Consider the following 7,313-nt stretch of genomic DNA (forward strand, 5'->3'; position numbering starts at 1 on the left):
ACGGGCCGTCACACCACGCGACCTTCGCGCAGCCCTGCTATTGAGCGTACGTTGGACTATTGGACGTTCATCTGGCAATGTGTAGCATACGGATGAGGCAGAACAGCTCGGACAGGGGGTGGCCGATCCCCCGTAGCGCCTCGGATCATCCTGGATCGGACGGTCGGCCAGGTCGCGATGCGGCGACCCGGCGCCCGCGGGCGTGCACGCTGCGGAGCAGAAAAACGCGGCCGGTGGGGGACCAACCGCCGACACCGGGTACGGATTTGCGAACCGTGGATCGGCGACGCCACGACGATTCCGGGGCCCGGCGTCGACCGGACCGAAAACGGTCGGGCTGTCGCTGTCGGGCGACCCGCCGGTAGCACCCGGGACGGTGAACTTCCGGAGGCCTTCGGAAATGGAAGGATGGAGATCAACCTGGCGCGGGGGATAACCAGCGCACCGGCGGATTTCCGACGTCCACCCGCGTCACGAGGCCTCCCCGAGCGGCCCGCTTCTGGGATGATTCACCAAGGGTTCCGGCCAGGGCGGATGGAGGAGCCATGCCACGACCCGAGCGCGCAGGTCGGGCCCGGTCGCATGCGGCCGGGGCGGGCGAGGCGGACGCGCAGCTGCGCGGTCTCATCGATGCGGGTCGCAGCAAGCTGCCCCCGAGAACGGCGATGCGGGCCCGCGACGCCGCCCGGCCCACCGACGCCGACCTCGCCGAGGCCGAGCGATCGGTGGTACTGCATCGCGGATCACGCCCCGCACCGGCGACCCCGTCGACCAGCCCCACCGACCCGGTCCGCCGCGGCCGGGGTGCCCGCAGGACCCGCCGACGCTCCGACCGCGGATCCGCCGGACCGCGTGAGAGCGGCCCTGCCGAGACCGGGTCCTCGAAGACCGGAGCTTCGAAGACCGGGTCCTCGAAGAACAGGTCTCAGGAAGCCGACGGGGCCGACCCGGGCACCGACGGTACGTCCCCGGTCCGCTCGTAGGTCGAGAGCATCCGAAGCCGCCGCACGTGTCGTTGCTCCCCGCTGAACGGCGTGCTGAGGAAGACCTCGGCGAACGTCAGGGCCGCCGTGACGGTGTACATACGCGCGCCGAGGCTCAGCACGTTGGCATCGTTGTGCTGGCGGGCCAGCGTCGCCGTCTGCTCGCTCCATGCCAGGGCCGCGCGCACCCCGGCGACCTTGTTCGCCGCGATGGCCTCCCCGTTGCCCGATCCCCCGATGACGATGCCCATGCTGCCCGGTTCGGCGGCGGTGGCGGCGGCAGCGGCGAGGACGAACGGAGGGTAGTCATCGTCGGGGTCGTACTCGACAGGACCATGGTCGACGGGCGCGTGGCCCAGCTCCACCAGACGCTCGGCGAGCGCCTCCTTCAGGTGGAAGCCCGCATGGTCAGATCCCAGATGGACACGCATGATGTGTCATCATGCCCGATCACGTGAGGATCGGGTCCTGGCCCCAGGTCCGTTTGAGCTCGTGGAAGCCGGGGGTAGCAGCGACGAGCAGAACTCCGTCCCAGAAGACCGCTTCGGTCGCGTCCGCGGGCAAGGGTACGGACGTGGGTGTGGGTACGAACGTGGCCGCGGGGGTGTCGAGAGTTTCGGCGCTCATGTGGTCTCCTCGGTCGACGGCACCGTTCGACCGGGATCAACCCGTCGGGGTGGTGGTCACTTCCCGCTCACGGCGAGATAACCGGCGACCCTGTTCACCATGGCAGCGAACGGAACGGCGGCGATGGCACCGGGGATGCCGGCCAACACGCCACCGGCCGACAGCGCGATGACAATCGCGAGCGGATGCAACCGCACCGCCCGCCGCATGACCAGCGGCTGCAACAGGTGCCCCTCGGCCTGCTGCACGGCCAACACGACACCCAGAATGATCAACGCATCCGGCACGCCATTCGAGACCAGGGTCACCAGTACCGCCGCGGCGCCGGCCACCGTCGCCCCGACAATCGGGACGAACCCGCCGAAGAACGTCAGCAGGGCCAGCGGCGCGACGAGCGGGACACCCACGCCGACCAGGCCGATGGTGATACCGATCGCGTCGACCGCCGCGACAAAGACCGTCCCACGAATGTAGCCGGTCAACGTGTTCCACGCCTCCCGACCGGCGCCACGCACCCGCTCCTCCGCTCCGTCCGGGAAGCGGGTGACGATCCAGTCCCAGATACGATCCCCGTCGTACAGGAAGAAGAAGGTCGAGAACAGGGTGACGAGCAGGCCGGTGAGCACCTCGGCGGCCACCGAGGCGCCGGAGATCACCCCGGAGACCAGGCGCCCCCGGTTGTTCGCCAGGCTCTTGCGGATGTCGTCGACCAGATTGTCGATCTGGCTCTGTGACAGGTGGAGCGGACCGTTTCTCAGATAGCCGCGGATCTGCTCGACGCCCTCGCTGACCTGGTCACTGACCGTGGGGATCTCGTTCGCGGCGTTGAAGCCCACCGCCACCCCGACACCCACGAACACCGCGAAGAACACGAACAACGCGGTGAAGGCAGCGCCCAGCCGGTTCATACCGAGCCGCTGCAGCCGGTGCGCGAGCGGATGGATGAGAGCGGCGATGAGCAGCCCGGCGATAAGCGGAATCACCACGATCCGGACCCGTCCCACGACCATCAGCAGGATGTAGATGGCCGCGCCCGTGACGATCAGACGCCACGACCAGCCCGCCGAGACCCGCAGCGCGACCGGGATGTGATAATCGGCCCGCCGAGCCGGGGACTCCCCCCCGCCAGCGGCCCGCGGCCCGCCTGGTGGCTCGGATGCCGCCGCCTCGGGCATCGGCGCGGTGGGCATCGGCGCGGTGGACGGCCCACCGCCGGCCGGAACGGCTGAGGCCCGGCGAGCCCGGTGAGGGCGCCCGGGGACGCGACCGAGCCCCGCCACCCGTCTCACCGGCGGCTCCCTTCCTGTCCTGCCCTCTTCCTGCCTTCCCGCGACCGCGCGGACATCCCGATCCTCCCGCAAGCTGGTCACGCGGAAGATGTCGCCATCGTGCCGCATCGGCGACCAGCGAGAGCGGGCACCCTGCGCCAATCACCACAATCCACCATCTCCGGCACCGGTACCACGGCCGACGGCCCGACCACCACGCCCCCGACCACCACGTCCCCCGGCAGCGACCGTTCCCCTCATCGGCGTGGGAGACTGGGAACACGGTGATGACCGTGTGCAGTCCTGCAAGTCCGTGCCGTCCGAAAGGAACCGGGTGCCCAACAACCTCACCCGCGACGAGGCGCGCGAGCGCGCCCGCCTGCTCAACGTTGCCTCCTATGACGTCGAACTCGATCTGACGACCGGCCACGAGACCTTCCGCACGTCAACCGCGGTCATCTTCACCTGCGTCGAGCCTGGGGCGTCGACGTTCATCGAGCTCGCCGCCACGAAGGTCGACGAGGTCGTTCTCAACGGAGCGCCGCTCGACCCCGCCGCGGTGTTCGACGGCGAGCGGATCCGGCTCGCTAACCTCGCGGAGTCGAACCGGCTCACGGTGGTGGCGGACGGCGTCTACTCCCGCACCGGTGAGGGCCTGCACCGCTTCGTCGACCCGGTGGACGAGGCCGTTTACCTCTACACCCAGTTCGAGACGTACGACGCGCACCGGATGTACGCCTGCTTCGACCAGCCCGACCTCAAGGCGACGTTCACCCTCACGGTCACCGTCCCGGCGGACTGGAAGGCGATCTCCAACAGCGCGGTCGCCGCGGTGGCGGAGGCCGCGATCGGGGTGCGCACCATCCGCTTCCTGACCACCCCGGTGATGTCGACGTACATCACCGCGCTCGTCGCCGGCCCGTACCACGAGGTCCGCGACCACCACGACGGCATCGACCTGGGCCTCTACTGCCGCCGATCGCTGGCCGAGTTCCTCGACCCCGCCGAGCTCTTCGAGATCACCAAAGCCGGGTTCGACTTCTACCACCGGGTGTTCGACTACCGGTACCCGTTCGGCAAGTACGACCAGTTGTTCGTGCCCGAGTTCAACGCCGGGGCGATGGAGAACGCCGGCTGCGTGACCTTCCTGGAGGAGTATGTCTTCCGGGCGAAGGTGACCGAGGCCCGCCGCGAGCGGCGGGCCGAGACGATCCTGCACGAGATGGCGCACATGTGGTTCGGTGACCTGGTCACCATGCGCTGGTGGGACGACCTGTGGCTGAACGAGTCGTTCGCCACCTACATGTCGGTCCTCGCCCAGGTGAACGCGACCCGCTTCACCAACGGCTGGACGACCTTCGCCAACGCGGAGAAGGGCTGGGCCTACCGCCAGGACCAGCTCTCCTCCACGCACCCGATCGTCGCCGACGCCCCGGACATGGACGCGGTGCGGACGAACTTCGACGGCATCACCTACGCCAAGGGCGCCTCGGTGCTCAAGCAGCTCGTGGCCTGGGTCGGCCAAGAGGAGTTCCTCGCCGGGCTGCGGGCGTACTTCCGCCGCTACGAGTACGCGAACACGTCGCTGCGCGACCTGCTCGACGAGTTGGAGAACGCCAGCGGGCGGAACCTGACCGCCTGGTCCGCGGACTGGCTGGAGACCACCGGCGCGAACACCCTGCGGCCACGCTTCTTCACCGACTCCTCGGGCCTGTTCACCTCGTTCGACGTGGTGCAGGAGCCGGCGTCGGCGCCGCCGACCGCCTCGCGCACGCTGCGCCCGCACCGGCTCGCGATCGGCCTTTACGATCGGGACGCCACCGGCGCGCTGGTCCGGCGGGAACGGGTCGAGCTCGACGTGACGGGCAAACTCACCGAGGTCGCCAAGCTCGTCGGTGCCCGCCAGCCGGATCTGATCCTGCTCAACGACGACGACCTCACGTACGCGAAGGTGCGCCTCGACGAGCGGTCGCTGGCCACGCTCGTCGAGGCGATCGGCGCCATCTCCCAGTCACTGCCCCGGACGCTGTGCTGGGCGGCGGCCTGGGACATGACCCGCGACGCCGAACTCGCCGCCCGGGACTACGTCCGGCTCGTGCTGTCCGGGGTGACCGCTGAGGACGACATCGGCGTGGTGCAGTCGCTGCTGGCCAAGGCGGACCTGACGATCGACACCTACGGCGACCCGGCAAACCGGAAGCCCGCGCTGCGCGCGCTGACGGAACGCGCCGAGGAGCTGGCGCGCGCCGCGGCCCCCGGCAGCGACCTGCAGCTCGTCTACACCACCTCCTTCGCCCAGGCCGAGGAGGCCGACCAGGTGGCGCGGATCCGGGCGCTGTTCGAGGGCACCGACGTCATCGAGGGACTCGTGCTCGACACCGAGCTGCGCTGGACCCTGCTGACCCAACTCGTCGCCCGGGGCGTGTACGCCGACGCCGAGATCGACGCGGAGCTCGCCCGCGACCGCACCGCCACCGGCGAGAAGCGAGCGGCGACCGCGCGGGCGGCACGGCCGACCGCGGCGGCGAAGGCGGCAGCCTGGTCGGCGGTCATGGACTCGGACACCCTGTCGAACCACTTGGCCGCCGCGACGATGGGCGGTTTCTGGATCTCCGACCAGCTCGAGCTGACCCGGCCCTACGTGGACCGTTTCTTCGACGAGATCGCTGGGATCTGGGAGACCCGCAGCTTCGACATGGCCTCCGCCATCACCCAGATGCTGTTCCCGGCGTCGGTGATCGAACCGGAGACGGTGGCGAAGGTCGACGCCTACCTGGCCGAGCACAACCCGGTTCCGCCCCTGCGGCGGGCCCTGCTGGAAGGCCGCGACGGGCTCGTCCGGGCGCTGGCCGCACGCAAGAAGGACATCGAGGCGGCGGCGTAGCGTACCCGCGTCAGGCCAGTCGGAGCCGGCCCGGCCGGAGGAACCGGCCGGGCCGGCTCCTCCGGGATCAGCGGGGTCAGGGCGTCGGGCTGACCGCCAACGAAGGCTGCGTCGGGGGGAGGGTCCCGGCGGCTGCGCCGCCCGCGCCACCTGCCGCGTCCGCGAGCTGGTGGATGCCGGTGATCAGGCCGCCGACCAGATCGCCCAGCGCGAAGCTGGAGGCCATCGTCAACGCGGCGAGCCCGGTGGCCGAGTCGCTGATCCGCTTCCTGGCGGCCGGAGTCGTGGCGATCCGTACGAACCGCTGCCCGGGCGAGACGAGGATCAGCACGGCGGCATCCCACCCCGCGTCGTCGACGAGGTTCGCGAGGATCCGCTCGGCGGCGAGCCGGACGTCGCCGCGCACCGCGCCGATCCGGATGCTGACGTGGATGCCGGTACGCGTCTCGGCAAGCTCCCGGGCCCGGTCCAGCCGGTCGAGCTGCTCGTGGGTGAACGGCTCACCAGTTGCCACTGGCACCACCCGCGCCGGGAAGGGCGGTCTTCGTCTGCTCGCCCTCGATCTCCTCCGGCTTGGAGCCGATCCAGATCTCGTCGTGCTCCCAGGGTTGCCCCGGGCGGTAGCGCACCGGCCCGCTCTTGCGGCTCGACCACGCGGCCAGCAGGATCGCGATGACGAACCCACCGACGATGGTGCCGCCGTAGATCGCCCATGCCTGCACGGCCGTGAGCGGATCGGGGTTGTAGGGGGTTCCGATCTCCCCGGCCGCGGCGCTCACCGCGAACACCGGCACCGCGAACAGCGCGAGGCCGACAACGGTGAGAGCCCGGCGCGGCGCGATCCTGGATCGCGACCCCGGCGCGAGGTGCGCCCCCGGGCACGGGCGGGAGGTGCCGGCGAACGGCAGCCATCGGGTCTGGCGCGGTCGACGTCGAGTCACGCAGCGAAGATTACCGGGAAATGAGGTTACGGTCCTCGTCTGGGGATGCCGCACCGGCGGACGACACGCCCCGGACCTGGGCAACCCGGACCTGGGCGAGGAACTCGCCAAGCCTGCGCACGTCCGGATCGGTCAGCAGACGTTCTACCGTAACCGGCCGACCGGCGGAGTCGGTCACCGGGAGCCGCCAGTTCGGATAGGCGTCGGTCGTGCCCGGCAGATTCGGCTGATGCCGGTCGCCCAGCGCGTCACCCGGCGACCCGAGCACGATGCGGCACGAAGACCGCACCAGCAGCCGGTGCAGCGCGAAAACGATCTCCTGCCGAACGGCGGGGTCGAACTCCGGCCGGCCGCGCCCGCCGGGGTTCCCCCGTCCGCCGAGGCCCGCCGCCGCGCCCGTCGGATCCACCAGTCCCTCGGATCGCACCAGCTCGACCAACGCGTCCCGCTCGGCTCGCCAGCCTGCCGCCTCGGCCTCCTCCGAACGCCCGAGCAGCCCCAACCGGGCGCGGGTGCGCACGTGCTCGCCCTCGAGGTAGCCGGCGGCGGTGGGCAGGTCGTGCGTGGTGAGGCTGGCCATCGTCGCCGCCCGGTACGCCGTCGGCGGCAA

At 70.6% G+C, this 7,313-nt stretch carries 7 protein-coding genes; 1 reads left to right on the forward strand and 6 read right to left on the reverse strand.

The features are described 5' to 3' along the window. Positions 1-925: 925 nt before the first annotated feature. From AC08ON_RS12660 to AC08ON_RS12670, 3 genes are read right to left on the reverse strand one after another with little or no spacing between them, the layout of a single operon-like run. Positions 926-1,414: a ribose-5-phosphate isomerase gene (locus AC08ON_RS12660; RefSeq protein ID WP_476607732.1), complete on the reverse strand. Its 489-nt coding sequence runs from the start codon at positions 1,412-1,414 to the stop codon at positions 926-928. A gap of 19 nt (positions 1,415-1,433) precedes the next feature. Continuing rightward, positions 1,434-1,610, reverse strand: a complete 177-nt coding sequence (locus tag AC08ON_RS12665) for a hypothetical protein (protein ID WP_476607731.1) — start codon at positions 1,608-1,610, stop codon at positions 1,434-1,436. Between the two features lie 56 nt (positions 1,611-1,666). Further along, on the reverse strand, positions 1,667-2,899 hold the full coding sequence (locus AC08ON_RS12670; protein WP_476617037.1) for an AI-2E family transporter: 1,233 nt from the start codon (positions 2,897-2,899) through the stop codon (positions 1,667-1,669). A 313-nt stretch (positions 2,900-3,212) separates the two neighbouring features. Between AC08ON_RS12670 and pepN the strand changes: the two genes are divergently transcribed. After that, entirely contained in the window at positions 3,213-5,762 is a 2,550-nt protein-coding gene (pepN, locus tag AC08ON_RS12675; protein ID WP_476607729.1) for an aminopeptidase N, read from the forward strand. 76 nt (positions 5,763-5,838) lie between these two features. Here the strand turns inward: pepN and AC08ON_RS12680 are convergent, their stop codons facing one another. The 3 genes from AC08ON_RS12680 to AC08ON_RS12690 form a co-directional block, all read right to left on the reverse strand. Continuing rightward, on the reverse strand, positions 5,839-6,276 hold the full coding sequence (locus AC08ON_RS12680; protein WP_476607728.1) for a DUF5130 family protein: 438 nt from the start codon (positions 6,274-6,276) through the stop codon (positions 5,839-5,841). After that, positions 6,263-6,703: a hypothetical protein gene (locus tag AC08ON_RS12685; protein WP_476607727.1), complete on the reverse strand. Its 441-nt coding sequence runs from the start codon at positions 6,701-6,703 to the stop codon at positions 6,263-6,265. The genes AC08ON_RS12680 and AC08ON_RS12685 overlap by 14 nt, the downstream gene beginning before the upstream one ends. 10 nt (positions 6,704-6,713) lie before the next feature. After that, positions 6,714-7,313: 4-alpha-glucanotransferase (locus AC08ON_RS12690; RefSeq protein WP_476617038.1), on the reverse strand; the 600-nt coding region annotated here is incomplete at its 5' end.

The organism is Frankia sp. CoWAU3, from assembly GCF_977971855.1.